This is a genomic window from Enterobacter mori LMG 25706 (assembly GCF_000211415.1).
In the GTDB taxonomy this organism is placed as follows: Bacteria; Pseudomonadota; Gammaproteobacteria; order Enterobacterales; family Enterobacteriaceae; genus Enterobacter; species Enterobacter mori.
Map to the genome: position 1 here is coordinate 75,135 of NZ_GL890774.1, position 24,429 is coordinate 99,563.

At 53.8% G+C, this 24,429-nt stretch carries 23 protein-coding genes and 1 pseudogene; 18 read left to right on the top strand and 6 right to left on the bottom strand.

Annotated elements, in window-relative coordinates; translation table 11 throughout:
- Window positions 1-115: 115 nt before the first annotated feature.
- Window positions 116-2,545, bottom strand: a complete 2,430-nt coding sequence (gene hrpB / locus ENTMO_RS0102220) for an ATP-dependent helicase HrpB (protein WP_010426767.1) — start codon at window positions 2,543-2,545, stop codon at window positions 116-118.
- A gap of 73 nt (window positions 2,546-2,618) precedes the next feature.
- Here hrpB and thpR point away from each other — a divergent pair, with 73 nt between their 5' ends.
- The 16 genes from thpR (at window position 2,619) to ENTMO_RS0102305 (ending at window position 16,868) form a co-directional block, all read left to right on the top strand.
- Window positions 2,619-3,173 carry an RNA 2',3'-cyclic phosphodiesterase gene (gene thpR / locus ENTMO_RS0102225; RefSeq protein WP_010426769.1) on the top strand — a complete coding sequence of 185 codons (555 nt, stop codon included), beginning with the start codon at window positions 2,619-2,621 and terminating at the stop codon, window positions 3,171-3,173.
- On the top strand, window positions 3,163-3,867 hold the full coding sequence (gene sfsA / locus ENTMO_RS0102230; RefSeq protein WP_010426772.1) for a DNA/RNA nuclease SfsA: 705 nt from the start codon (window positions 3,163-3,165) through the stop codon (window positions 3,865-3,867). The genes thpR and sfsA overlap by 11 nt, the downstream gene beginning before the upstream one ends.
- Window positions 3,868-4,043: 176 nt before the next feature.
- A complete protein-coding gene (dksA, locus tag ENTMO_RS0102235; protein ID WP_001155232.1) occupies window positions 4,044-4,499 on the top strand; it encodes an RNA polymerase-binding protein DksA in 456 nt (151 codons plus the stop codon).
- A gap of 57 nt (window positions 4,500-4,556) precedes the next feature.
- On the top strand, window positions 4,557-5,447 hold the full coding sequence (gluQRS, locus tag ENTMO_RS0102240; RefSeq protein ID WP_010426882.1) for a tRNA glutamyl-Q(34) synthetase GluQRS: 891 nt from the start codon (window positions 4,557-4,559) through the stop codon (window positions 5,445-5,447).
- 42 nt (window positions 5,448-5,489) lie between these two features.
- Window positions 5,490-6,887 (top strand): polynucleotide adenylyltransferase PcnB, encoded by a 1,398-nt coding sequence (pcnB, locus tag ENTMO_RS0102245; protein ID WP_071985394.1) that lies wholly within the window; start codon window positions 5,490-5,492, stop codon window positions 6,885-6,887.
- Window positions 6,884-7,363, top strand: coding sequence for a 2-amino-4-hydroxy-6-hydroxymethyldihydropteridine diphosphokinase (gene folK / locus ENTMO_RS0102250; protein ID WP_010426884.1), 480 nt, complete (start codon window positions 6,884-6,886; stop codon window positions 7,361-7,363). The genes pcnB and folK overlap by 4 nt, the downstream gene beginning before the upstream one ends.
- A 123-nt stretch (window positions 7,364-7,486) precedes the next feature.
- A complete protein-coding gene (gene panB, locus ENTMO_RS0102255) occupies window positions 7,487-8,278 on the top strand; it encodes a 3-methyl-2-oxobutanoate hydroxymethyltransferase (RefSeq protein WP_010426885.1) in 792 nt (263 codons plus the stop codon).
- Between the two features lie 11 nt (window positions 8,279-8,289).
- Complete coding sequence (gene panC, locus ENTMO_RS0102260; RefSeq protein WP_010426886.1) at window positions 8,290-9,141, top strand: pantoate--beta-alanine ligase; 852 nt, start codon at window positions 8,290-8,292, stop codon at window positions 9,139-9,141.
- Window positions 9,142-9,172: 31 nt separating this feature from the next.
- The gene (gene panD, locus ENTMO_RS0102265; RefSeq protein ID WP_003856284.1) at window positions 9,173-9,553 is read left to right on the top strand and encodes an aspartate 1-decarboxylase; all 381 of its coding nucleotides are present in this window, start codon (window positions 9,173-9,175) and stop codon (window positions 9,551-9,553) included.
- 285 nt (window positions 9,554-9,838) lie between these two features.
- Window positions 9,839-10,429, top strand: coding sequence for a fimbrial protein (locus tag ENTMO_RS0102270; RefSeq protein WP_010426887.1), 591 nt, complete (start codon window positions 9,839-9,841; stop codon window positions 10,427-10,429).
- A gap of 74 nt (window positions 10,430-10,503) precedes the next feature.
- Window positions 10,504-11,247, top strand: a complete 744-nt coding sequence (locus tag ENTMO_RS0102275) for a fimbrial chaperone (protein ID WP_010426888.1) — start codon at window positions 10,504-10,506, stop codon at window positions 11,245-11,247.
- A gap of 62 nt (window positions 11,248-11,309) precedes the next feature.
- Window positions 11,310-13,898, top strand: coding sequence for an outer membrane usher protein (locus tag ENTMO_RS0102280; RefSeq protein ID WP_010426889.1), 2,589 nt, complete (start codon window positions 11,310-11,312; stop codon window positions 13,896-13,898).
- Between the two features lie 27 nt (window positions 13,899-13,925).
- Complete coding sequence (locus ENTMO_RS0102285; protein WP_010426891.1) at window positions 13,926-14,504, top strand: fimbrial protein; 579 nt, start codon at window positions 13,926-13,928, stop codon at window positions 14,502-14,504.
- Window positions 14,505-14,529: 25 nt separating this feature from the next.
- On the top strand, window positions 14,530-15,081 hold the full coding sequence (locus tag ENTMO_RS0102290; protein ID WP_010426892.1) for a fimbrial protein: 552 nt from the start codon (window positions 14,530-14,532) through the stop codon (window positions 15,079-15,081).
- Window positions 15,082-15,109: 28 nt separating this feature from the next.
- Entirely contained in the window at window positions 15,110-15,727 is a 618-nt protein-coding gene (locus ENTMO_RS0102295; RefSeq protein ID WP_029484927.1) for a fimbrial-like protein, read from the top strand.
- Between the two features lie 67 nt (window positions 15,728-15,794).
- Complete coding sequence (locus ENTMO_RS0102305) at window positions 15,795-16,868, top strand: fimbrial protein (protein ID WP_085928892.1); 1,074 nt, start codon at window positions 15,795-15,797, stop codon at window positions 16,866-16,868.
- Here the strand turns inward: ENTMO_RS0102305 and ENTMO_RS0102310 are convergent, their stop codons facing one another.
- The 4 genes from ENTMO_RS0102310 to ENTMO_RS0102325 all read right to left on the bottom strand — a co-directional run bounded on the left by ENTMO_RS0102310 (window position 16,869) and on the right by ENTMO_RS0102325 (window position 20,419).
- Window positions 16,869-18,116: a polysaccharide deacetylase family protein gene (locus ENTMO_RS0102310; RefSeq protein WP_010426899.1), complete on the bottom strand. Its 1,248-nt coding sequence runs from the start codon at window positions 18,114-18,116 to the stop codon at window positions 16,869-16,871. It lies immediately after the preceding gene.
- Between the two features lie 63 nt (window positions 18,117-18,179).
- Window positions 18,180-18,620, bottom strand: coding sequence for a PTS sugar transporter subunit IIA (locus ENTMO_RS0102315; RefSeq protein ID WP_010426901.1), 441 nt, complete (start codon window positions 18,618-18,620; stop codon window positions 18,180-18,182).
- 105 nt (window positions 18,621-18,725) lie between these two features.
- The gene (locus tag ENTMO_RS0102320) at window positions 18,726-19,496 is read right to left on the bottom strand and encodes an ABC transporter permease (protein ID WP_010426903.1); all 771 of its coding nucleotides are present in this window, start codon (window positions 19,494-19,496) and stop codon (window positions 18,726-18,728) included.
- The gene (locus tag ENTMO_RS0102325; protein ID WP_010426905.1) at window positions 19,493-20,419 is read right to left on the bottom strand and encodes an ABC transporter ATP-binding protein; all 927 of its coding nucleotides are present in this window, start codon (window positions 20,417-20,419) and stop codon (window positions 19,493-19,495) included. Before ENTMO_RS0102325 ends, ENTMO_RS0102320 begins: the two co-directional genes overlap by 4 nt.
- A gap of 107 nt (window positions 20,420-20,526) precedes the next feature.
- Here ENTMO_RS0102325 and can point away from each other — a divergent pair, with 107 nt between their 5' ends.
- Window positions 20,527-21,189, top strand: coding sequence for a carbonate dehydratase (can, locus tag ENTMO_RS0102330; protein ID WP_010426907.1), 663 nt, complete (start codon window positions 20,527-20,529; stop codon window positions 21,187-21,189).
- Window positions 21,190-21,289: 100 nt separating this feature from the next.
- Here can and hpt read toward each other — a convergent pair whose 3' ends face one another.
- The gene (gene hpt / locus ENTMO_RS0102335) at window positions 21,290-21,826 is read right to left on the bottom strand and encodes a hypoxanthine phosphoribosyltransferase (RefSeq protein ID WP_010426909.1); all 537 of its coding nucleotides are present in this window, start codon (window positions 21,824-21,826) and stop codon (window positions 21,290-21,292) included.
- A gap of 208 nt (window positions 21,827-22,034) precedes the next feature.
- Between hpt and ENTMO_RS23665 the strand changes: the two are divergent.
- Window positions 22,035-24,426 (top strand): annotated as a pseudogene (locus ENTMO_RS23665) (glucose/quinate/shikimate family membrane-bound PQQ-dependent dehydrogenase).
- Window positions 24,427-24,429: the final 3 nt, after the last annotated feature.

Below are 24,429 nucleotides of genomic sequence, written 5' to 3' on the forward strand. Positions count from 1 at the left end.
CTTATCTTTCACAGGTCTATGAAAGAAGAAATCTCTCAAAATTGGTTTTCTCCCTCTCCCTGTGGGAGAGGGCCGGGGTGAGGGCATCAGGCCGCACTCCCCTCTTTCACCTTACTCACGAATACTTCTTCGTCCGCCTCGTCGGCGCCGTATTTGCCGGGTCGTCCGGCCAGACGTGTTTGGGATACCGCCCCTTCATCTCTTTTTGCACTTCACGGTAGCTCCCCGCCCAAAACGCCCCCAGGTCGCGAGTGATCTGCAGCGGGCGATGCGCCGGGGACAGCAGTTCGAGCACCAGAGAAACGCGCCCTTCCGCGATGGACGGCGTGGTGGCCTCCCCAAACATCTCCTGCATCCTTACCGCCAGCGCCGGAGGATTATCCTCGTGATAACGAATGGCAATCCGGCTTCCGGTCGGCACAGTGTAATGCCCAGGCAGTTCACTATCCAGACGTTGACGTAATGACCAGTCCAGTAAATTCTGTAACGCGGCCTTAACATCGAGCGCTTTCAGCGCTCTGAGCGAATGTACGCCGCTCATTTGCGGCAGCAGCCAATCTTCCAGGGAAGCCAGCAGCGTCTCATCATCAACCGTCGGCCAGCCATACTCCGGCAGCCAGCGTGCGGCACAGTGCAGCCGAATACGGTACTGCTCGGCCTCTGGCGTCCAGTTCAATACGCTCAGCCCTTTTTCGCGAATGCCGTTCAGCATGGCCTGATGGAGTTCTTCTTCCGACGGCTTCGCCAGCGGCTTTGTACCTAACGTCAGTTTACCGATCTGTCTACGACGAAACGCCTTAAGCGTGCCCTGGTTATCATCCCACTCAACGATATCGGATTGCTGGAGCAATTGCGGGCAGCTGCGCGTCAGGGCGTCAATATCAACGGCAATTGCCTGTAAGATACGCGCGTCCGGGGAATGGCTGCCCTGCCGTAATAGCGGTGCAATCAGCCATTCATGGCGCGTCAGGGCGTCATCGCTGTCCAGCATCGCCCCCATGCCGTTCGCCAGCTGATAACGTCCGTCCAGCCCGCGACGGCGGGCGATCCGGTCCGGGAAGGCCTGTGCCAGCAGGAAGCCAATACTCGCGCTGTCAGGCGAACCACCGCGGCTGTTCAGGCGTTTGCACAGGTGCTGAGCCCGCTGCTGCCAGTTCCCCTGATTGCGCGAGAACGCCTGCCCCAAATCGCTGCTGCCACCGCGAGGCGGCTCCTCAAGAATAGCCGCCAGTTTTGCCGCCGTAGCAATTTCGTCGTCGCCCTGCGCTGACACCAGCATCGCGGCCAGACGCGGCTCGTTGCCCAGTGTCGCCATTTTCTGGCCGCGCGCCGTCAGGCGCTCGCCTTCGAGCGCGCCAAGCTGCGTCAGCAGGTTGCGCGCAGCGGTGAGGTTCACGACAGGCGGAGGATTAAGCCAGGTGAGCTGTTCAGGGTTCGGGCAGCCCCACAGCAGCAGATCAAGGACCAGGCCAGACAAATCACTTTGTAAAATTTCCGGCGTACTTTGCTGCGCCGCGCGTTCCGCCTGCTCTGTGCCCGTCAAATGCAGGCAGATGCCCGGCTCAAGACGTCCCGCACGGCCCGCACGCTGCACCATCGATGCCTGGCTGATGCGCTGCGTAAGCAGTTTGGTTAGCCCGGTGCGCGGGTCAAAACTTGCCACCCTCTCCTGCGCACTATCCACCACCAGACGAATGCCTTCAATGGTCAAACTGGTTTCAGCAATGTTGGTTGCCAGCACCACCTTGCGCTGCCCCGCCGGGGCCGGAAGAATGGCTTTACGCTGATCCTGTAGCGACAACGCGCCGTAGAGCGGGCAAAGCAGCACATCGCCGCCAACGCGGGAGGAAAGCTGCTCCTGCACGCGCTGGATTTCTCCGACGCCCGGCAAAAACAGCAGCAGCGAACCGGGTTCCTGGCGCAGCAGCTCTGCCGTCGCAATAGCGACGGCCTCATCAAAACGCTGATGGGCGGGAAGCGCCTGATAGCGGCGTTCAACCGGAAATGCGCGTCCTTCTGAGCTGATGACAGGGGCGTCGGGCAATGCCTGCTGCAGCCGGTCGTTATCCAGCGTTGCGGACATAATCAGCAGCCGGAGATCGTCGCGCAGCCCCTCCTGCACGTCCAGCAGCAGCGGCAACGCTAAATCCGCCTGCAGGCTGCGCTCGTGGAATTCATCCAGGATCACCAGCCCGATCCCCGTCAGCTCAGGATCGTTTTGCAGCATACGGATGAGGATGCCCTCGGTCACCACTTCAAGGCGCGTTGCGGGGCCGACGCAGGTTTCTGCACGCATCCGGTAACCTACCGTCTCGCCCGGTTTTTCATTAAGCAGTTCGGCCAGGCGCTGCGCCACGTTACGCGCCGCCAGCCTGCGCGGCTCCAGCAGGATTATTTTCCCGCGAATATTCCCCTCTTTGAGGATTTGCAGCGGCAGCCAGGTGGATTTACCCGCCCCCGTTGGGGCATTCAGCAAAACCTGCGGGGCATCGTTTAGGGCAGCGAGAAGCTCAGGAAGGACGGCGGCGACCGGCAATGAGGACACTAACAGCTCCAGAGGGTTAACATTAGTCGGCGTACATTGTAGCATCGGCGCATATCATTACCGAGTCCTCCGTATGTCTGAGTCGAAACGACTGTTTTTCGCCATTGAACTTCCCGCCACGCTTCAGCGGCAAATCGTCCGCTGGCGCGCGGAACATTTCCCTTCGGAGGCGGGTCGTCCTGTTGCGGCGGCGAATATGCACCTGACGCTGGCCTTTCTGGGTGAGGTAAGCGCGGATAAACAGCGCGCGTTAGCCGCGATGGCCGGACGCATTTCCCAGCCGGGGTTTACGCTGCACCTTGACGATGCCGGTCAGTGGCTACGCTCACGCGTGGTCTGGCTGGGCACGCGCCAGCCGCCGCGCGGGTTGTTACAGTTGGCAAATATGCTGCGCGCCCAGGCGGCACGCAGCGGCTGTTACCAAAGCCCGCAGCCGTTTCATCCACATATCACGTTGCTGCGCGATGCCGGTCAGGCCGTTGCCATTCCGCCACCGGGCTTTCACTGGGCCTTTCCGGTGACCGAATTTGCGCTTTATGAATCTGTCTTTGCACAAGGACGCACCCGCTACATGCCGCTACAGCGCTGGTCGTTGGGTGACGCACTAAGGAAATCCGATGAAGTTTAGCCCTGCTCTACAGCACGCCACGTTGATCCAGCGCTACAAACGCTTTCTCGCCGACGTGATCACACCCGAAGGTGAACAGCTCACCCTGCACTGCCCCAACACCGGTGCGATGACCGGTTGTGCGACGCCGGGTGACAGGGTCTGGTATTCCACATCAGAAAACACTAAACGCAAGTATCCCCATACCCGGGAAATGACCGAGACGCAAAACGGGGCGTTTATCTGCGTCAATACATTGCGTGCAAACCAATTAGTGAAGGAAGCGCTGGCAAATAATGCCCTCCCTGAACTGACAGGCTATAGCCTGCAAAAAAGCGAAGTGAAGTATGGCGATGAAGGCAGCAGAATTGACTTTATGCTCCAGGCGGAAGAGCGGCCTGAGTGCTATATTGAAGTAAAATCAGTGACGTTAGCGGAACAGGAAAATGGCTACTTTCCGGATGCGGTAACGCTACGTGGCCAGAAGCATCTGCGAGAGCTAATGAGTGTAACGGCGGCGGGCAAACGCGCCGTGTTGCTGTTTGCGGTTTTGCATTCAGCCATTGAACGATTCTCCCCCCCCCGCCATATCGATCCTAAATACGCGCAATTGTTGAATGAGGCACAAAAGCAGGGGGTGGAGGTTTTCGCTTATAAAGCGGAACTTTCTGCCGATAATATGACTCTGAGATCCTCTCTTCCCATTGTCTTATAAGGGAATAGACGATTGACTATTATGTGTTCTGGCCGCGTGCGCAAATACGCTTTTCCTCACAGGCTTGTCAAGTGTTACGTTTAGATAATTGCCATACGGAAAAGCATCTGCTATTTATAGCGACCTGATTTTTCCCCCAACACGGGGATCGATAGTGCGTGTTAAGGAGAAGCAACATGCAAGAAGGGCAAAACCGTAAAACATCGTCCCTGAGTATTCTCGCCATCGCTGGGGTGGAGCCGTATCAAGAGAAACCGGGCGAAGAGTATATGAACGAAGCCCAGCTGTCGCACTTCAAGCGTATTCTTGAAGCATGGCGTAATCAACTCAGGGATGAAGTCGATCGCACCGTTACACATATGCAGGATGAAGCTGCAAACTTCCCGGATCCGGTAGACCGTGCCGCTCAGGAAGAAGAGTTCAGCCTCGAACTGCGTAACCGTGACCGCGAACGCAAACTGATCAAAAAGATCGAGAAAACGCTGAAAAAAGTCGAAGACGAAGATTTTGGCTACTGCGAATCCTGCGGTGTTGAAATCGGCATTCGTCGCCTGGAAGCGCGTCCAACCGCCGATCTGTGTATCGACTGTAAAACGCTGGCCGAAATCCGCGAAAAACAGATGGCTGGCTAATGCCAACCCTCTAACTACTGCAAAGGCGGGAGTCTCTCCCGCCTTGTTACTGTTGATATGTCTGAATCACACTATATTGGGCGCTTCGCGCCATCTCCTTCCGGCGAATTACACTTCGGCTCATTAATTGCCGCGCTCGGCAGCTACCTGCAAGCTCGTGCCCGCCAGGGCAAATGGCTCGTCCGCATTGAAGATATTGATCCTCCGCGTGAAGTTCCCGGTGCAGCAGAAACGATTCTGCGTCAGCTGGAACATTACGGTCTTCACTGGGACGACGATGTACTGTGGCAGTCACAACGTCATGATGCCTATCGGGAACGTGTGGCGTGGCTCTATGAACAAGGGCTGTCCTATTACTGCACCTGCACCCGCGCGCGTATTCAAAGCGTGGGTCGCGTCTATGACGGCCACTGCCGCACGTTGAACAACGGTCCAGAAAATGCCGCCGTGCGTATACGGCAACGTTCCCCGGTGACGCACTTTACCGATTTACTCTCCGGCGAAATCTATGCCAACAAACGTCTTGCCTGCGAAGATTTCATCATCCACCGCCGCGACGGCCTGTTCGCCTATAACCTGGCGGTGGTGGTGGACGATCATTTCCAGGGCGTGACGGAAATTGTGCGCGGGGCGGATCTGGTTGAACCGACGGTGCGGCAAATATCGCTTTATCATCAGTTTGGCTGGACAGCGCCGGATTACATCCACCTGCCGCTGGCGGTCAATGCGCGGGGCGTTAAGCTCTCCAAGCAGAACCACGCGCCCGCCCTGCCAGGCGGCGATCCGCGCCCTGTTTTGATCGACGCGCTGCGGTTTCTCAACCAAAATGTAACCAACGAATGGCAGGATTTGCGTATAGACGAACTGCTGGATCTGGCCGTCGCCCACTGGACGCTCGAGGCCGTGCCAAAAATCCAGCATTCTCAAATGCGTTGCGCTGAGCTATGATTAGCCGCTTTTTTCATAACAAAACACACTACGAGGTGTACTATTTTTACCCGAGTCGCTAATTTTTGCCGTAAAGTGCTAAGCCGCGAAGAGAGCATGGCTAACGACGCTATTGCGCAAAACCGCATGTCGGTTATTCCGCGTGAGCAGCACACTATTTCCCGCAAAGATATCAGTGAAAATGCCCTCAAGGTGCTCTATCGTCTGAATAAAGCAGGCTACGAGGCCTATCTCGTTGGCGGTGGGGTGCGTGATTTACTGCTGGGCAAAAAACCAAAAGATTTCGACGTGACGACCAGCGCCACGCCAGAACAGGTACGCAAATTATTCCGTAACTGCCGTCTTGTCGGCCGCCGTTTCCGCCTGGCGCACGTCATGTTTGGTCCGGAAATCATCGAAGTGGCGACGTTCCGTGGCCATCACGAAGCGGGCGTATCCGATCGTACGACGTCCCAGCAGGGCCAGAACGGCATGCTGCTGCGTGATAACATCTTCGGATCCATTGAAGAAGATGCCCAGCGCCGCGATTTCACCATCAACAGCCTTTACTACAGCGTGGCGGATTTCACCGTACGGGATTACGTTGGCGGTATGCAGGACCTGAAAGAAGGCCTGATTCGCCTGATCGGCACGCCGGAAACCCGTTACCGTGAAGACCCTGTGCGTATGCTGCGCGCCGTGCGTTTTGCGGCCAAATTAAACATGCGCATCAGCCCTGAGACCGGTGAGCCGATCCCGCGTCTGGCAACGCTGATTAACGACGTGCCGCCAGCGCGTCTGTTTGAAGAGGCGCTGAAGCTGTTGCAGGCGGGTTACGGGTTTGAAACCTACAATCTGCTGCGCGAATACAGCCTGTTCCAGCCTCTCTTCCCAACCATCACGCGCTGCTTTACCGAGAACGGTGACAGCCCGATGGAACGCATCATTGCGCAGGTGCTGAAGAATACCGACACGCGCATCCAGAATGACATGCGTGTGAATCCGGCATTCCTGTTTGCCGCAATGTTCTGGTATCCCCTGCTGGAAGCAGCACAGAGAATTGCGCAGGAAAGCGGTCTGGCCTATTACGATGCCTTTGCGCTGGCGGCAAACGACGTGCTGGATGAAGCCTGTCGTACGCTCGCGATCCCAAAACGTATCACCACGCTGGTGCGCGACATCTGGCAACTTCAGCTGCGCATGTCCCGTCGCCAGGGCAAACGCGCCTGGAAGCTGATGGAGCATCCTAAATTCCGCGCCGCGTTCGACCTGCTGGCACTGCGTGCTGAAATTGAAAAGAACCAGGAGCTGCAGCGTCTGGCGCAGTGGTGGGGCGAATTCCAGGTCTCCGCACCACCCGAGCAAAAAGGGATGCTGACCAATCTGGATGAAGAGCCAGAACCGCGTCGTCGCCACCGTCGCCCGCGCAAACGCGCACCGCGTCGCGAAGGCTCAGCATGACCCTCGCCTACATCGCCATCGGCAGCAATCTTGCCTCTCCGCTGGAGCAGGTTAACGCTGCCGTTCAGGCGCTCGGGGAGATCCCGCATAGCCGGATTGTTGCGGTCTCCTCCTTTTATCGCACGCCACCGCTGGGCCCACAGGATCAGCCTGATTACCTGAACGCCGCCGTCGTGCTCGACACGGCTCTGGATGCCGAAACGCTGCTGGATAATACCCAGCGTATTGAGCTGCAGCAGGGTCGTGTACGCAAAGCCGAACGCTGGGGGCCGCGCACACTCGACCTCGACCTGATGCTGTTTGGCAACGAGATAATCCATACCGAACGCCTCACTGTTCCGCATTACGACATGAAAAACCGCGGTTTTATGCTCTGGCCGCTGTTTGAGGTTGCCCCCGATCTCACCTTCCCGGACGGCATTCCGCTCAGGGACATTCTGGACAAACTCCACGCGGAAAAACCCGCTCGCTGGTAAGCCAGTTACCCCGATCGTTAGCCATAAAATAATTGTGGCTAATCGACTATCTAAAATCATTGTTCCCTCGAATGTTACTGTTAGAATGCGCAAAGATTCGCTTTTGGGCTATCAGGAAACAGTATGAAACCAACCACCATCTCCTTACTGCAGAAATGCAAACAGGAAAAAAAACGCTTCGCCACCATCACCGCGTATGACTACAGCTTCGCCAAACTCTTTGCCGAAGAGGGTATCAACGTCATGCTGGTCGGAGATTCGTTAGGGATGACGGTACAAGGACATGATTCCACCCTCCCGGTCACGGTTGAGGATATCGCTTACCATACCCGCGCCGTGCGCCGCGGCGCGCCTGCCTGCCTGCTGCTTTCCGATCTGCCGTTTATGGCCTACGCCACCCCAGAACAAGCCTTTGAAAATGCGGCAGTCGTGATGCGTGCCGGAGCCAACATGGTCAAAATCGAGGGCGGTGCCTGGCTTGTTGAAACGGTAAAAATGCTCACCGAACGTGCCGTACCGGTATGCGGACACTTAGGCCTGACGCCACAGTCGGTGAACATCTTCGGTGGCTACAAGGTGCAGGGCCGCGGCGATGCCGCCCAAACGCTGTTTGATGACGCCGTCGCGCTGGAAGCCGCAGGCGCACAGCTGCTGGTGCTGGAGTGTGTGCCGGTTGAACTGGCAAAACGCATCACCGACGCGCTGTCGATTCCGGTTATCGGGATTGGTGCAGGAAACGTGACCGATGGTCAAATTCTGGTGATGCACGACGCCTTCGGCATTACCGGTGGACATATCCCGAAATTTGCCAAAAATTTCCTCACTGAAGCGGGCGACATGCGCGCCGCGGTCAGGCAGTATATTGCCGACGTTGAATCCGGTGTTTACCCGGGTGAAGAACACAGTTTCCATTAAGGAGTCTCGTTGTGCTTATCATTGAAACCCTGCCGCTGCTTCGCCAGCATATCCGTCGCGCGCGTCAGGAAGGTAAACGTATTGCACTCGTCCCGACCATGGGCAACCTGCATGACGGCCATATGAAGCTGGTCGACGAAGCGAAAGCCCGTGCGGATATCGTGGTGGTCAGTATCTTCGTTAACCCCATGCAGTTTGACCGCGCCGATGACCTGGCGCGCTATCCGCGCACCCTGCAGGAAGATTGCGAGAAGCTGAAAAAACGCCATGCGGACATCGTCTTCTCTCCGGCACCGGCGGACGTGTACCCTCAGGGTACAGAAGAGGCAACCTACGTTGACGTACCGGGCATCTCCACCATGCTCGAAGGCGCCAGCCGCCCGGGACACTTCCGTGGCGTATCCACCATCGTCAGCAAGCTCTTCAACCTGGTACAGCCGGACGTCGCGTGCTTTGGTGAGAAAGATTTCCAGCAGCTGGCATTGATTCGCAAGATGGTTGCCGATATGGGCTACGACATCGATATTGTCGGCGTACCTATTGTGCGAGCCAAAGACGGTCTGGCGCTCAGCTCCCGTAATGGCTATCTGACCGCGGACCAGCGAAAAATCGCCCCGGGCTTAAGCAAGGTCATGAATACGATGGCGGAACAGGTTCTGGCCAAAGAGCTGACCGCCGAAGAGATCGTCGCCCTCGCCGAACAGGCACTGAACGACAAAGGTTTCCGCGCTGATGATATTCAAATCCGCGATGCCGACACGCTTCTGGAGCTTACAGAGACCAGCAAACGTGCGGTTATTCTGGTGGCGGCATGGCTTGGTCAGGCCCGCCTAATCGACAACAAAGTGGTTGAGCTGGCGTAGTTTTCTACCCGGCAGATGAAAGGTAAACGTAATGATTCGCAAAATGCTGCAAGGTAAGCTTCACCGTGTGAAAGTCACTCAGGCCGACCTGCACTATGAAGGCTCCTGCGCGATCGATCAGGATTTTCTCGACGCGGCGGGTATTCTTGAAAACGAAGCCATTGATATCTGGAACGTGAACAACGGCAAACGCTTCTCCACCTACGCGATTGCCGCCGAGCGCGGATCTAAAATCATCTCCGTGAACGGCGCAGCAGCACACTGCGCGGACGTGGGTGACATTGTGATCATCGCGAGCTTCGTCATGATGTCCGACGAAGAAGCGCGCCGCTGGCAGCCGAAAGTGGCCTACTTCGAAGGCGACAACGAGATGAAACGCACTGCGAAGGCTATTCCTGTTCAGGTTGCCTGATATAAAAGCCCGAATTATATATTTAATCAATAATTCGGGCTTTAAAGTATAACTATCACCAGAAATATTATTATTTAAAAAAGACGCCCACACCAGCCCTTATTAACTTTTAGGATTTTATTTAATCGGTAGTCGGCATAATTTCAACCACCTGTTTTATATATAAAATAAGAAAAGCTCAAATCAACTTTAAGTAAATCTAATATTACTTTTGTTTGTGCGTACTCTAATATCCATCCGCCAAAAACAATGTTTGGCCTTTTAATCTTTTACATGGATATTGTTATGTCACTGAAAAAAATTAGCATGGCAGCTGCTACCGTCGTTCTCGCGCTGGGTTCCTCTTCTTCTTTCGCTGCTACCGATCTTGGCCTGATCACATTTGACGGTGCTGTTACTGATACTACCTGTACCATCACCACCAACAACGGTGAGGGCACGAACAACATCACTATCGCACTGCCTGTCGTTAAAAAATCTGATGTTGAAGGCACTACGCTGGATAAAGGTGTTGGCGCGAAAAACTTCGAACTGCTCCTGACAAACTGCCCGGGCACTGTGTCTAAAGCTTCCGCAAACTTCATGTCTAAAAACATGGGTTCCGTGGCTAACGGTACTGTTGATCCAGACTCTAACGTTGCAGGTTCAGCAACTAACGTCAGCCTGGCGATGTATAACAACTCCAGCAGCAATACCGATCGTATTATGGTTGGCCAGCCTTCCAATAACACCCAGGTTGCACCAGTGACCAATGGCTCCGGCAAACTGTACTACCGTGTGGCTTACGTTCCGGGTTCTGCCTGGGTGAAAGACACCAACCCAGTTACTGCGGGTAAAGTCTCTGCTAACGCCTACTTCACCATGAGCTACGAATAATCGCCGATTATTTATTTATAAATGCGCCCGCTTAGCCGTGGGCGCTTGTTCATCTCAATTATCCAGGAGTGGATATGCGACAGCGTAATGCAAAACTGATCAACGGAATGAAAGCACTCTCTTTTGTGCTGACCAGCTTAATGGCATGTCATGCCAACGCTGATATTGTTATCTCTGGCACCCGTATTATTTATCCTGAAAAAGCAAAAGATGTTGTGGTAAATCTGGAAAACAGAGGCTCACATCCTTTACTCGTTCAGTCATGGCTGGATGATGGACGCGACACGACCGATCCTCAGGAGCTTAAATTACCGTTCGTCATTACGCCGCCGGTCACTCGCGTCGATTCACAAAAAGGCCAGACTATCCGCATTACCTCACTCGGGCAGTCATTGCCCAAAGACCGTGAATCACTGTTCTGGTTTAATGTGCTGGAAGTCCCGCCAAAAGCCAAAACCAGTGGCGATCAGAATATGCTGCAACTGGCATTCCGCACACGTATTAAGCTCTTTTTCCGCCCAAATGGACTCAAAGGCTCGCCCGATGAATCAGCTAAGCAGCTGACATGGTCGCAGAAAAAAGACGCTAACGATGTCGTTCTGATTGCAAAGAATGATTCTGCATACAACGTTTCCATTGCCTCTGCTGCTCTGACCGTTAATGGCAAAAAATATGACGTGGAGAGTAGCTCTGTGAAACCGTTCTCCAGCGAAACAATGAAAGTGAAAGGGCTGACTGGCATCAGCAACGGCAAAGTTAACTATGCATCCATTAATGACTTTGGTGGCATGCAAGAGCACGAAGCAACACTCAACTAATAATAATCATATTACATGGCTATGCCGAGCACATTATCGGCAACTCACGGATCGGGATAATAATGTTTTTTCGACGTTCATTTCTGTGCCTTTCTATTAGTGCGGCAATACCTCTGAATGCCATAGCAGATGATATTCAATCCACTGTCAATTCTGCAGCGGATGATGTCGAGTTTAACGACCAGTTTTTGTTTAATACGGGCAGCAAGATTGACGTAGGCCGTTTTTCACAAGGCAACCCTGTTTTACCCGGGAAATATCAGACAAAAATAACAGTTAATGGCAAAGAAAAAATAACAGCGGAAATCGCGTTTAAAGATAACGGCACACCGCGTGCTACGCCGTGTATGACATTAACAATACTGAGGCAGATCGGTATTAATACTGAATCGCTCGAAAAAAATGATTCGAGTGATGCGGCAGCGTGTATTGATATTGCAAAAGCCTTCCCTGGTGCAACGACTAATTTCAACACGTCAACACAAGAACTGGATTTGACCGTTCCCCAGCTGTACGTGCTTAAACTTCCTCAGGGATATGTCGACCCTTCACTCTGGGAAGAAGGAATTCCTGTCGCAATGGCGTCTTACGACGTTAACGCCTGGCACAGCGAAGGAACGGGCAGCAACAGTGACAGTGCGTATGCAGGTTTACGTTACGGTGCCAATTTAGGCCCGTGGCGTTTCCGTTCACGCGGGAGTCTGAACTGGAATGAAAAAGACGGCAGTGATTACTCAAACCAGGATATTTATCTGCAGCGAGATACCACGCCGCTTAAAGCTCAGATGCTGATTGGCGACTCTTACACGCGCGGTGACGCATTTGACTCGATCGGCCTGCGCGGTTTACGTCTTTATAACGATGACCGCATGCTGCCGAACGGGTTATCTAACTATGCGCCAGTTATCCGCGGTGTCGCTAACAGCAACGCCCGTGTCTCTGTGACGCAAAGCGGGAACAAGATTTATGAAACTACCGTGCCACCGGGTGCATTTGAGATTTCCGATCTCAGCACCACAGGCTATGGTAACGACCTGCTGGTGACGATCGAGGAAGCCGATGGCAGCAAGCGCTCCTTCTCGGTCCCGTATTCATCCGTGACTCAGATGTTACGTCCGGGCTTCGCACGCTGGGATGTTGGGGCTGGCGAGTTAAATGATGATTCACTGCATGACTCACCAAAAGTGGCTTATGCCACCCTTTATTATGGGCTGAACAACACCTTTACCGGGTATACCGGCCTGCAATATATGGACACCGGTTTTTACGCGGGTCTCGCAGGTCTTGCCATGAACACAGAGATCGGTGCATTTGCACTGGATGTTACGCATTCCAGCGCAGATATCGATGGGCTTCGCACGCTGACAGGCCAGAGCTATCGACTCTCCTTCAGTAAGATGCTCTCCGCAACGGATACGTCATTAAACGTGGCAGCCTACCGCTTCTCCACGGAGGACTACCTCAGCCTGCACGATGCGGCTTCACTGGCCGATCGCGTGAAATATCGTGATCAGGATCTGAAGCCCGGCAGTGACAGTCAGGATGTTTATAACACTTTCCAGCGTATGAAAAACCAAATCCAGGTCAACATCAGCCAGCCGCTACGCAATGGCAAAGTGGATTATGGTTCGATGTACGTCAACGGTAGCTGGCAGGATTACTGGGATGGCAGCCGTTCAAGCTCCAACTATACCGTGGGCTACAGCAACGCCTTTACCTACGGCAGTTACAGCGTTTCGCTGCAACGTACCTATGACGAGTTTGGTGAACAGGAAGACAGCGTTTACCTCAACGTCAGCCTGCCGTTCGATTCGCTGTTTGGTACGGGTAAACGCCCTGCCGGTTTCAATAGCGTTAACGTGGGTCTGAACTCTGATTTCAAAGGCAGTACGAGCCTCAATACCACCGCAAACGGCAATACCGAGGACAACCGTTTCAACTACAGCGTGACGAGCAGCAATAGCCGCACGGATGATCGTACGCTCAATCAGATCAGCGGCTACGGCAGCTATAACAGCCCTTATGGTCCGCTAAGCCTTTCTGCCTCAGCGAGCGATGACAACCAGCAACAATATTCTGCCAGCTACAGCGGCGGCATGCTGCTGCATTCCGGTGGGATCACGCTGGCACCGGGCAGCATCAGTGATACCGACTCGCTGGCACTGATTAAAGCCAGTGGCGCAAAAGGCGCACGCCTGAGCAACGGCGACGGCGAGATCGGCAATTCCGGTTACGCCATCATGCCTTATCTCTCGGCCTACCGTGAAAACCGTATCGGTCTCGATACCAGCACCATGAGTGCCGACGTTGAAGTGAAAAATACCAGTACGGTTGCCGTACCGCGTAGCGGTGCCGTGGTGTTGGTCAATTTCGAAACCGACGAAGGCCGTTCGGCAGTACTTGAACTCCAGCGTTCTGATAACGGCTTCATCCCTCTCGGCGCCGATGTGCTGAATGAGAAAGGAGAGAGCGTCGGCAGCGTGGGCCAGGCTGGACAAGCCTATGTTCGCGGTATCGAAGACAAAGGCACGCTCAGGGTTGTCTGGGGAAACGGGCAGCAAAGTGCCTGTAATGTGCATTATCAGATTCAACCCAATGCACAGAAAGCGGGTCTGACCACACTTTTAACCCATCAACTTTGCCGGATGTAATTCATATATAACAGGGAGTTTTCACTCATGACGTTCACTTTGAACCATTTCGTTCGCTGCATTTATGCTGCAACGCTCTTGTCAGTTACCTGTGGCTATGCCCAGGCTGCGGATAATCTCGATGTAACCTTCACTGCCAACATCCGGGAAACCACCTGTGATATGGCCATCAGTGGCGGAACCGGTAATGGCAAAAACAACACGATTACGCTCGGAGCCAGCGGGAAAACCCGTATTGATACGATTGCAGCAGGTACAGCAACAACCGATTTCAAACTGGTTCTGACGGAGTGCCCATCCAGCCTCACTTCACTGAAAACAACCGTAAGCGGATCAGCATCAACGGTGAAGACGGCCATTGCCAACGGCGTTACCGAGACATCTGGCGGCGCCAGTTATGTTGGCGTGTCAATTGCCCGCAGTTCGGCACCGCCTACGCCTTTTGAGATCAACTCGACAGATGACAGCAAACGTATTGTCTGGTCCCCGAGTGAAATCTCGACAAAAGAAGTGCCTTTAACCGCCAAACTGGTCGAAACCCAGGCAGGCAGTGCAACGACAGGTTCGTTTAGCGCCGTCGCCACTTTTAACTTCTATTACGAATAACCAGACAGAAAACGGAGAACCTATAATGGAATTTAAACCTACGATCTTTGCCCTCTCTGTTCTGGGATTCGTATCCACAGCCGCGTCTGCAACCATTACCGGGACGAGCAGTGTCTCAGCCACCTTTAACACCACCATTGAAGCGGGAACCTGTATCGCACAGGTACAGAATGCCTCTGGCTCGCCAACATCCCAGATTAGTTTTGGTGACGTCTTCAAATCCGATCTGGCCAATAAAACCCGCGAAGAGGCATTCAAAATTGCCTTCACCGGTTGTGCGGGTGTGAGATCGGCAGCAATCAGAGCAACCACTGGCGCAGGTGGCAGTTGTTCTTCCGCGTCCAGCCTGAACTTTGGCGCAAATAACAATACGGCTTTTGAGCTGTGGAATGGGAATTCAGCGACAGGCACCCAGCTGAGCTGTAAATCACCACAAACCGAAACCGTGGCTATTTCGTCTGGCACAGCGATCTATAATTTGAGTTCGCGCATTGTCGTCGCTGACGGTAAGACCGTTGCCGATGTCACTACGGGGTCGGTTACTTCGCCTGTCACGTTTCTGGTCACCTATCAATAAGTTATAAAGAACAGGCGGTAGCTTGACGATGCGAAATACACCGTTATTTAGAAAAAAATACAGGCTGCTGCTGGCCGTTATTTCAGGTTTGCTAATCCCAGCCTCATCCCACGCGGATGGGGCATGGATGGACGTTAATATCAGAGCCAATATTGTCGCCAATACCTGCAAAATTAACGTCTCTGGCGGCGGCCAGGTTCAGTTGCCGGTGGTTCCCCGCAACTGGTTTTTCAATACCGATGGCAGTAATAAATACAGTGCAAACCAGGATGCAGGCGGAACGCGCTTCACTGTGCAAGTGACAGATTGTGATGATATTGCCAGTGGCGCAGCAAGCAAATTACATTTCAGTTTTTCACCGCAATCAGGTTCTCTGGCTGCGGGGAATAAGCAGGTATTTGCTAATGATAAAGAGCAGGAAAGCGACAGTGCGAAAAATGTCGGTATTGTCATCTTTTCAGATGCATTCCATCAGAATGTTTTAAGTCAGGATGGCAGTTCCGATGTCATCTTTGACGTTACCTCAAAGCAAAATAATTTCGCATACTTAACCGATTACGCCTTTTATGCTCGTTACCAGAATATTGGTCAGGTGACGTCAGGACGCGTTACCAGCAATGTGCTGGTGAGTGTGATTTACGAATAATCCCCAGGACAGCGCTAAACAGCAGATTTCTGGTATTGCCCATCACAGGAAGAGAATATTCAGGTTTATGATGATGACAGGATGTTTAAATAAAAAATCGATAATCACGATGGCGCTTTTCGCCATACTGTTTTCTGCCACCTCAGCCCGGGGGGCGACTGAATGTCGTTTTGAGAACGGCCAGGGCGGCACAACCACGTTAATTAATGGCCCGACCAGCGGCCCTGCTCGTGCGGCCCCACGCCCAAGCTCTGGGGGGACATTTTTAATGCAATTTACTACGGATATCTCACCAGGTATCCAGATTGGCTGCAGTTTAGGTAACGATGGCACCAGTGAATGGGGGATGACCGATCCTTCCGTCTATGCGGGCTCCCTGTATCAGGATGGTACATTTCAGACCAACATCCCTGGAATTGTCTATGAAGTGATTATCCAGACGGTTGATGGTATCGGCCACACTTTTGGCACCAATACGACGGGCTATCAAGAACTTTATGTTAACAACGTTCCCAGCAACTGGAATGGCAAATGGGTAAACGCCAAAGTTCTGCTGTGGCAAACATCTGCTTACCACGGTAACCCGAATAAAGTTAGCGTCATCAAACCCGTTGCCGGAACATTAGGGTTAATGGGGCTCGGGGATCCAAACGACTCTAATAACCGCCCATGGTATTTTAAAGTGACGGAAGATACTTTTCAGATCCCGCTAGTGCTGCCGACTTGTGATGTCGCCACCCTCGCGGATGGAGGGGATACCGTCGAACTGGGTGATTATTTTGTTTCCGATATTCAAAAAAACCAGACCCGCGATGTCCCTTTTGCCGTGCAAGTGAGTAACTGCACCAGCGTGGCGAAATTCACGACGAAACTGTCGACATCAAAAATCACTGGCGGTGCAAAAAAGCTGCTTGCCAATACATTGGCCAGTAACGCTGCGGCAGGGGCAGGCGTAAAAATTATCGACGCGAATAACCAACAGCTTATTCCTAACGATTCGAATTCAGCTTTTGTACAGACAGACGCTAACTTACCTGCGGTAAGGAATTTTGATTTTATCGCCAGACTGGAGGCAGACGGAAATGCCGTTAAATCGGGTGCGTTTAGTGCTGTGGGCACGTTCACCCTGACTTACGAATAATCACCCCTGCGGCTGATTGCTGATCAGCCGCGACATCGTTTCCAGCGAATCCGTTCTCAGTATATACAGGCGTTTTAGCAAGAACGGATTATCCCCCGGCTTCACCTTCCCTTTCACCGTCGTCACCGCCAGATGGAAACCAGCGTCATTCGCCGCCTTTATCGCTTTATTGTCATAGCCGCCAAACGGATACGAAAGATAGAGCACGCGCGGGTTAAACTGCGCCAGCGCACGTCGTGAGCGTTCAAAATCAAACAGGGTCACGTGGTAGCTGCGGCTCAGCAAGATCGGGTGTTTATACCCATCAACGCGATGCAGGAAATGGGTGTGGGACTGAATATCAAATACATCCTGAATCCCCTTAATCTCATGAACGCTCATAAATTGCAGCGATTTCGGGTCCCACTTCTGCGCATGGCCTTTAATACGTGACGATATGATAAACGCCGTCGCGTTAAAGCCGTACTCTTTCAGAATGGGATACGCATAGCGGCTGACCGATTTCAGGCCATCATCAAAGGTGATCACCACCGCCTTCGCGGGCAGGTTCATCTTATTGCGCACGTACCCTTCCAGCTGGTACATCGTCAGCGTGGCATAGCCTTGATCGCGTAGCCAGGCCATCTGGTTGTTGAACGCGCGTACGCTGGTCGTCGTGGATGTATGACGAAAACGCGTGTTCTCCTCATCACGCAAAATGTGATGGTAAGTCAGGACCGGAAGGCCGTTATCTTCATGTGCATCCAGACTACTGACCCACGCCAGACGGTTGCCGATGCGGATCTGGAACCAGGTCTGGTTAAGGCGGTCTTTCAACTTACTGAGGATGGGATACCGGAGGTTGGGGCTCATGGTACCGAAGGGCGCGCTCCCGCTATTGGGGGCGTTATACACCGGCGTGTCTTTCCAGGTGATCAGGTTCTGATTACTGAGCGGCTTGTTCAAATCGCCAAGGCTGTCCTCAACGCGCTGTTTGCCCTGCACCTCTTCAAGATGCCCTTTATCAATAAACCCCGTGCCAAAACCAAAACGAAATTCGTAATAGTCAGCAGAGGTCGGCACCACGGCAAGAATTTGTCCGGCCCTGACGTTTCCCACGTTGATCACATTACTTCCCACCTGAGCCCAGATGGCCGCATCTTCGGTGGTTTGCATATAGCGGGCCGGAAGCCCTTGCTGGCTAATCAGACTGGCAGAAGTGCCGCCGGAAAACAGCAGCAACAGCAGGAAAATAACGCGCATTAACATGGGATATAAATCGATACGGGAAATCAGTCGCCATTGTAACAAATGCGACATCAATACCAACGTTTAATGCTTATACAGATCGTGAAGCAGAACGAAAGGCGGGTTTTTCTGCTGCTGATGCCACAAACTACTTACGCCCGGAACCTGCATACCCACGAGGGTATTGCGAAACTCAGCGCTGGTTAAGGTTTCACGTTGAAGATACATCGCTTCCAGCAGCGCATAGTTGATGCCGGAAATAACTTCGCAGTTTTCGTGCTTGTGGCTTAACAGCGCGGCGGAACGATAAGGCGCCGCGCCGGATTTATCGGTCAGAAAGATCACGCCATCGCCCGTGTCGGTTTCATGCAGCGCATCGCACATCATGCGGCTGAGCATGTTGGTGCTCAGGCCACGCCAGTAATTGACTGCACGGCACTGTGCCAGCGGACCAAATTTAGCTTCAAGCTTATCCAGCATATCCTGCGCGTGCTCATCGTGGCAGGTGATAACCCATCCCAGCATACGTCTCTCCTTAGCAGGCGAGTAGTTTAGCGTAGGGAAGGTTTGCTTACGGTGATAACTGTCAAAGAAAAGTGCCCGGCAAACAGGATGTCGCCGGGCAGAAGGTTAGCTGCGCAGCCCACGCCCGCGCTGGATCAGATACCAACACAGCAGGTAGAAGGCGATGATAAACACCACCAGCACCGCCACCGTGGTAAACAGCGGCACATCGGTAATGCCGAGGAAGCCAAAGCGGAAGCCGCTGATCATGTAGACAATCGGGTTCAGGTGCGACAGCGCCTGCCAGAACGGCGGCAGCAGCGACATGGAGTAGAACACCCCGCCCAGATAGGTCAGCGGCGTCAGCACGAAGGTCGGGATCAGGCTGATGTCGTCAAACGTCTTAGCGAATACCGCATTCAGCAATCCGGCTAGCGAGAACAAGATCGCCGTCAGCAGCAGCGTCAGCGCGACAAACAACCACGAGTGCACCTGGAACGGCACGAAGAACAGCGAAATCGCCGTCACCAGGATCCCCACGCACAAACCGCGCGCCACCCCGCCGCCCACGTAACCGGCAATAATGACGTGTGTTGGCACAGGCGCGACCAGCAGCTCTTCAATGTTGCGCTGGAACTTAGCGCTAAAGAATGAGGATGCCACGTTGGCATAGGCGTTGGTGATCACCGCCATCATGATCAGCCCCGGCACGATAAACTGCATATAGGTAAAGCCGTGCATCTCACCAATCCGGGAACCGATCAGGTTACCAAAGATGATGAAGTAGAGCGTCATGGTGATGACTGGCGGCACCAGGGTTTGCACCCAGATACGCATAAAGCGGTTGATCTCTTTCGCCCAGATACTTTTCAGCGCGACCCAGTAAAGATGCGTCATGCCTTGTCTCCTTGTTTTTCATGCACCAGAGAGACAAACAGCTCTTCCAGTCGGTTCGCTTTGTTACGCATACTCAATACCTGAATGCCCTGCGCGCTCAACTGTGAGAAGACGCTGTTCATCCCCTGCTCGCGCAGCACTTCCACTTCCAGCGTCGAGGTATCCACCAGACGGTAGTTATACCCTTCGAGCTTCGGCAGCGCGCTTTTCGCCGCCAGATCGAGAATAAAGGTTTCGGATTTCAGCTTAGAGAGCAGATCCTTCATCGACGTGTTTTCCACCAGCTCACCGTGCTGAATAATGCCGATGTTGCGGCACAGCATCTCAGCTTCTTCGAGATAGTGGGTGGTCAGAATAATGGTGGTGCCTTTATCGTTCAGATCCTTCAGGAAGCCCCACATGGAACGGCGCAGTTCAATATCCACGCCCGCAGTCGGCTCATCGAGGATAAGCAGCTTTGGCTCGTGCATCAGCGCGCGGGCAATCATCAGGCGGCGCTTCATCCCACCGGACAACATGCGCGCACGTTCGTTACGCTTTTCCCACAAATCGAGCTGTTTAAGGTATTTTTCGCTACGCTCAATCGCCTCTTTATACTCAACCCCGTAATAACCCGCCTGCTGAACGACAATCTGCTGTACCGTCTCGAACGGGTTGAAGTTGAACTCCTGCGGCACCAGCCCCAGCTGGCGCTTGGCGTTGACCACATCTTTCTGCAGATCGTAGCCAAAGACACTCACGCGACCAGAGGTTTTGTTCACCAGCGAACTGATAATGCCGATAGTGGTGGATTTCCCCGCCCCGTTCGGTCCAAGAAGCGCATAGAAATCCCCCGCCTCTACTTTGAGATCTATCCCGCGCAGCGCCTGAACGCCGCCCGGATAGGTTTTTTTAAGCTGCTCAAGCTCCAGTGCAATTGCCATGAATTAAACTTACCTTCAGTTCTTACACACCTTGTGTGGTTTCATTAAAAGTCGGGTTACCCTATAGTAGCGCAACGCAATTACCAGGTTACAGGCCGTTAACGTCCATGAATAACATAGATACACTCATCAGCAACAATGCACTATGGTCAAAGATGCTGGTTGAAGAAGACCCCGGATTTTTCGGGAAGCTGGCGCAAGCGCAAAACCCACGCTTTCTATGGATTGGATGTTCCGACAGCCGCGTCCCGGCAGAACGCCTGACCGGTCTCGAACCTGGCGAACTTTTTGTTCACCGTAACGTAGCCAACCTTGTTATTCATACCGATCTCAACTGCCTTTCTGTCGTTCAGTATGCCGTTGACGTGCTGGAAGTTGAGCACATCATTATTTGCGGCCACTACGGCTGCGGTGGCGTACAGGCGGCGGTTGAAAATACAGAGCTGGGGTTAATCGATAACTGGCTGCTGCACATCCGCGATATCTGGTTCAAACATAGCTCACTGTTGGGTGAAATGCCGCAGGAGCGTCGACTTGATACCCTTTGCGAGCTGAACGTGATGGAGCAGGTCTATAACCTGGGCCACTCAACGATTATGCAGTCCGCGTGGAAACGTGGGCAGAAGGTTTCCATCCACGGCTGGGCGTACGGCATTCACGACGGCCTGCTGCGCAATCTGGAAGTGACCGCCACCAACCGCGAAACGCTGGAGCAGCGTTACCGTTCGGGCATTGCCAACCTCAAGCTTAAGCATGTGAACCATAAATAAGTGCACGTTAAAAAGCCGGGTGGCGGCTGCGCCTTACCCGGCCTACATGTGCCCATTCGTAGGCCCGGATCGCTGCGCGCCACCGGGCAACAAACCGCAATTACTCGTCCAGAATCACGACTTTTCCGACATACGGCAGATGGCGATAACGCTGCGCGTAGTCAATGCCGTAACCGACGACGAATTCGTCCGGAATCGAGAAGCCAACGAACTCCACCGGCACCTGCACTTCACGACGATCTGGCTTATCCAGCAGCGTACAAATCGCCAGCGATTTAGGCTGACGCAGGCTCAGGATCTCGCGCACTTTAGAGAGCGTGTTACCAGAGTCGATAATGTCTTCAACGATCAACACATCTTTGCCACGAATATCTTCATCCAGATCTTTCAGGATTTTCACATCACGGGTTGTGGACATGCCGCTGCCGTAGCTGGAGGCGGTCATAAAATCGACCTCATGGGACACCTGCACTTCACGGCACAGGTCTGCCATGAACATGAAAGAGCCACGTAAAAGACCGACCAGCACCATTTCGCTGCCGCTGTCCTTGTAATGTTCGGTGATTTGACGACCCAGTTCGGCGATACGCGCTTTGATCTCGGCTTCCGGGATCATCACTTCAACAGTATGTTTCATATTACTAACCATATGATTTTAATGAAAATCTCTCAATGCAGGTGAATGTATTTCCGGCATCGATACGCAAGCCCGCCATTATACCAGCAAATGGATAACCCTGGCGTATGAGTTATAAAAAGCAAATATTGTGATTCCGATCACACTTGTTAATACCTATAATTAGTTGCTAGCAAATTATTAACAAAAACTGACGAGTACACTTTCTATGGCTGAAACACACTCTAAACAGCCGCGTCTACTGGTGACATTAACAGCCGCGTTCGCAGCCTTCTGCGCGCTGTATCTGTTAATCGGTGGCGTCTGGCTGGTCGCTTTAGGCGGCTCCTGGTACTACCCGATTGCGGGTCTGGTTATGGTTGCCGTAACCGTCCTGCTGTTGCGTAGAAAACAATCCGCACTGTGGCTGTATGCCGCACTCCTCCTTGCCACCATGATCTGGGGCGTCTGGGAAGTCGGGTTCGACTTCTGGGCACTGACGCCGCGCAGCGACATCCTGGTCTTCTTTGGTATCTGGCTGATCCTGCCCTTCGTCTGGCGTCGCCTGATTGTGCCTTCAAGCGGTGCTGTGGCGGGCCTGGTTGTTGCCCTGCTGATTACTGGCGGCATTCTGACCTGGGCCGGTTTTAATGACCCACAGGAGATCAACGGTACGCTGAACGCGGAATCCACGCCTGCGGCTGCTATCTCGCAGGTCGCTGACGGTGACTGGCCTGCGTATGGCCGTAACCAGGAAGGTCAACGCTACTCTCCGCTGAAGCAGATCAACGCGGACAACGTGAAGAACCTGAAGGAAGCCTGGGTATTCCGTACCGGTGACCTGAAGATGCCGAACGATCCGGGCGAGCTGACCAACGAAGTCACCCCGATCAAAGTGGGCAACATGCTCTACCTGTGTACGGCGCACCAGCGTCTGTTCGCGCTCGACGCGGCCACCGGTAAAGAGAAATGGCACTTCGATCCACAGCTGAACTCTAATCCTTCGTTCCAGCACATCACCTGTCGTGGCGTCTCTTACCACGAAGCGCGTGCCGATAATGCCAGCCCGGAAGTCATTGCCGACTGTCCTCGCCGCATTATGTTGCCGGTGAACGATGGCCGTCTGTTCGCGATTAACGCCGAAACGGGCAAGCTGTGCGAAACCTTCGCCAACAAAGGCATCCTGAACCTGCAGACCAACATGCCGGACACCACCCCGGGTCTGTATGAGCCAACTTCACCGCCAATCATCACCGATAAAACCATCGTGATTGCCGGTTCGGTGACGGATAACTTCTCTACGCGTGAAACCTCCGGCGTTATCCGCGGTTTTGACGTAAACACCGGTAAACTGCTGTGGGCCTTCGACCCGGGCGCGAAAGATCCAAACGCGATCCCGTCGGATGAACACACCTTTACCTTTAACTCGCCTAACTCCTGGGCGCCAGCGGCGTATGACGCGAAGCTGGACCTGGTCTACCTGCCGATGGGCGTAACCACGCCTGATATCTGGGGCGGTAACCGTACGCCGGAGCAGGAACGTTACGCGAGCGCTATCGTGGCGCTGAACGCAACGACCGGTAAACTGGCGTGGAGCTATCAGACCGTTCACCACGATCTGTGGGATATGGATATGCCGTCCCAGCCGACGCTGGCAGACATTACCGTCGATGGTAAAAGCCGTTCCGGTGATTTACGCTCCGGCCAAGACGGGCAACATCTTCGTTCTGGATCGCAGCAACGGTAAACTGGTTGTGCCTGCACCGGAAAAACCGGTTCCGCAGGGTGCCGCAAAAGGCGACTACGTCAGCAAAACCCAGCCGTTCTCTGACCTGAGCTTCCGTCCGAAGAATGACCTCAGCGGTGCAGACATGTGGGGTGCCACCATGTTTGACCAGCTGGTGTGCCGCGTGATGTTCCACCAGCTGCGCTACGAAGGCATCTTCACGCCTCCGTCTGAGCAGGGCACGCTGGTCTTCCCGGGTAACCTGGGGATGTTCGAGTGGGGCGGGATCTCCGTCGACCCGAACCGTCAGGTGGCAATTGCTAACCCAATGGCGCTGCCGTTCGTTTCCCGTCTGATCCCGCGCGGTCCGGGCAACCCAATGGAGCAGCCGAAAGACGCGAAAGGCAGCGGCACCGAAGCCGGTATCCAGCCGCAGTACGGCGTACCGTTCGGCGTAACCCTGAACCCGTTCCTGTCTCCGTTCGGTCTGCCGTGTAAACAGCCTGCCTGGGGTTATATCTCCGGTCTGGATCTGAAAACCAACCAGATCGTATGGAAAAAACGTATTGGTACGCCACAGGACAGCATGCCGTTCCCAATGCCGGTTCCGGTGCCGTTCAATATGGGTATGCCAATGCTGGGTGGCCCAATCCCCACCGCCGGTAACGTGCTGTTCATCGCGGCAACCGCAGATAACTACCTGCGCGCGTACAACATGACCAACGGTGAGAAACTGTGGCAAGGCCGTCTGCCTGCCGGTGGACAGGCCACGCCGATGACCTATGAAGTGAACGGCAAGCAGTACGTTGTCATCTCTGCAGGTGGTCACGGTTCGTTTGGCACGAAGATGGGCGACTATATTGTCGCGTATGCGTTGCCGGATGAAGGAAAGTAACTG

Excerpts from the sequence above, each read along its gene's own strand:
- thpR (WP_010426769.1), top strand. The coding sequence starts at position 2,619 with ATGTCTGAGTCGAAACGACTGTTTTTCGCCATTGAACTTCCCGCCACG.
- sfsA (WP_010426772.1), top strand. The coding sequence starts at position 3,163 with ATGAAGTTTAGCCCTGCTCTACAGCACGCCACGTTGATCCAGCGCTAC.
- dksA (WP_001155232.1), top strand. The coding sequence starts at position 4,044 with ATGCAAGAAGGGCAAAACCGTAAAACATCGTCCCTGAGTATTCTCGCC.
- gluQRS (WP_010426882.1), top strand. The coding sequence starts at position 4,557 with ATGTCTGAATCACACTATATTGGGCGCTTCGCGCCATCTCCTTCCGGC.
- folK (WP_010426884.1), top strand. The coding sequence starts at position 6,884 with ATGACCCTCGCCTACATCGCCATCGGCAGCAATCTTGCCTCTCCGCTG.
- panB (WP_010426885.1), top strand. The coding sequence starts at position 7,487 with ATGAAACCAACCACCATCTCCTTACTGCAGAAATGCAAACAGGAAAAA.
- panD (WP_003856284.1), top strand. The coding sequence starts at position 9,173 with ATGATTCGCAAAATGCTGCAAGGTAAGCTTCACCGTGTGAAAGTCACT.
- ENTMO_RS0102270 (WP_010426887.1), top strand. The coding sequence starts at position 9,839 with ATGTCACTGAAAAAAATTAGCATGGCAGCTGCTACCGTCGTTCTCGCG.
- ENTMO_RS0102275 (WP_010426888.1), top strand. The coding sequence starts at position 10,504 with ATGCGACAGCGTAATGCAAAACTGATCAACGGAATGAAAGCACTCTCT.
- ENTMO_RS0102280 (WP_010426889.1), top strand. The coding sequence starts at position 11,310 with ATGTTTTTTCGACGTTCATTTCTGTGCCTTTCTATTAGTGCGGCAATA.
- ENTMO_RS0102285 (WP_010426891.1), top strand. The coding sequence starts at position 13,926 with ATGACGTTCACTTTGAACCATTTCGTTCGCTGCATTTATGCTGCAACG.
- ENTMO_RS0102290 (WP_010426892.1), top strand. The coding sequence starts at position 14,530 with ATGGAATTTAAACCTACGATCTTTGCCCTCTCTGTTCTGGGATTCGTA.
- ENTMO_RS0102295 (WP_029484927.1), top strand. The coding sequence starts at position 15,110 with ATGCGAAATACACCGTTATTTAGAAAAAAATACAGGCTGCTGCTGGCC.
- ENTMO_RS0102305 (WP_085928892.1), top strand. The coding sequence starts at position 15,795 with ATGATGATGACAGGATGTTTAAATAAAAAATCGATAATCACGATGGCG.
- ENTMO_RS0102310 (WP_010426899.1), bottom strand. The coding sequence starts at position 18,116 with ATGTTAATGCGCGTTATTTTCCTGCTGTTGCTGCTGTTTTCCGGCGGC.
- ENTMO_RS0102315 (WP_010426901.1), bottom strand. The coding sequence starts at position 18,620 with ATGCTGGGATGGGTTATCACCTGCCACGATGAGCACGCGCAGGATATG.
- ENTMO_RS0102320 (WP_010426903.1), bottom strand. The coding sequence starts at position 19,496 with ATGACGCATCTTTACTGGGTCGCGCTGAAAAGTATCTGGGCGAAAGAG.
- ENTMO_RS0102325 (WP_010426905.1), bottom strand. The coding sequence starts at position 20,419 with ATGGCAATTGCACTGGAGCTTGAGCAGCTTAAAAAAACCTATCCGGGC.
- can (WP_010426907.1), top strand. The coding sequence starts at position 20,527 with ATGAATAACATAGATACACTCATCAGCAACAATGCACTATGGTCAAAG.
- hpt (WP_010426909.1), bottom strand. The coding sequence starts at position 21,826 with ATGAAACATACTGTTGAAGTGATGATCCCGGAAGCCGAGATCAAAGCG.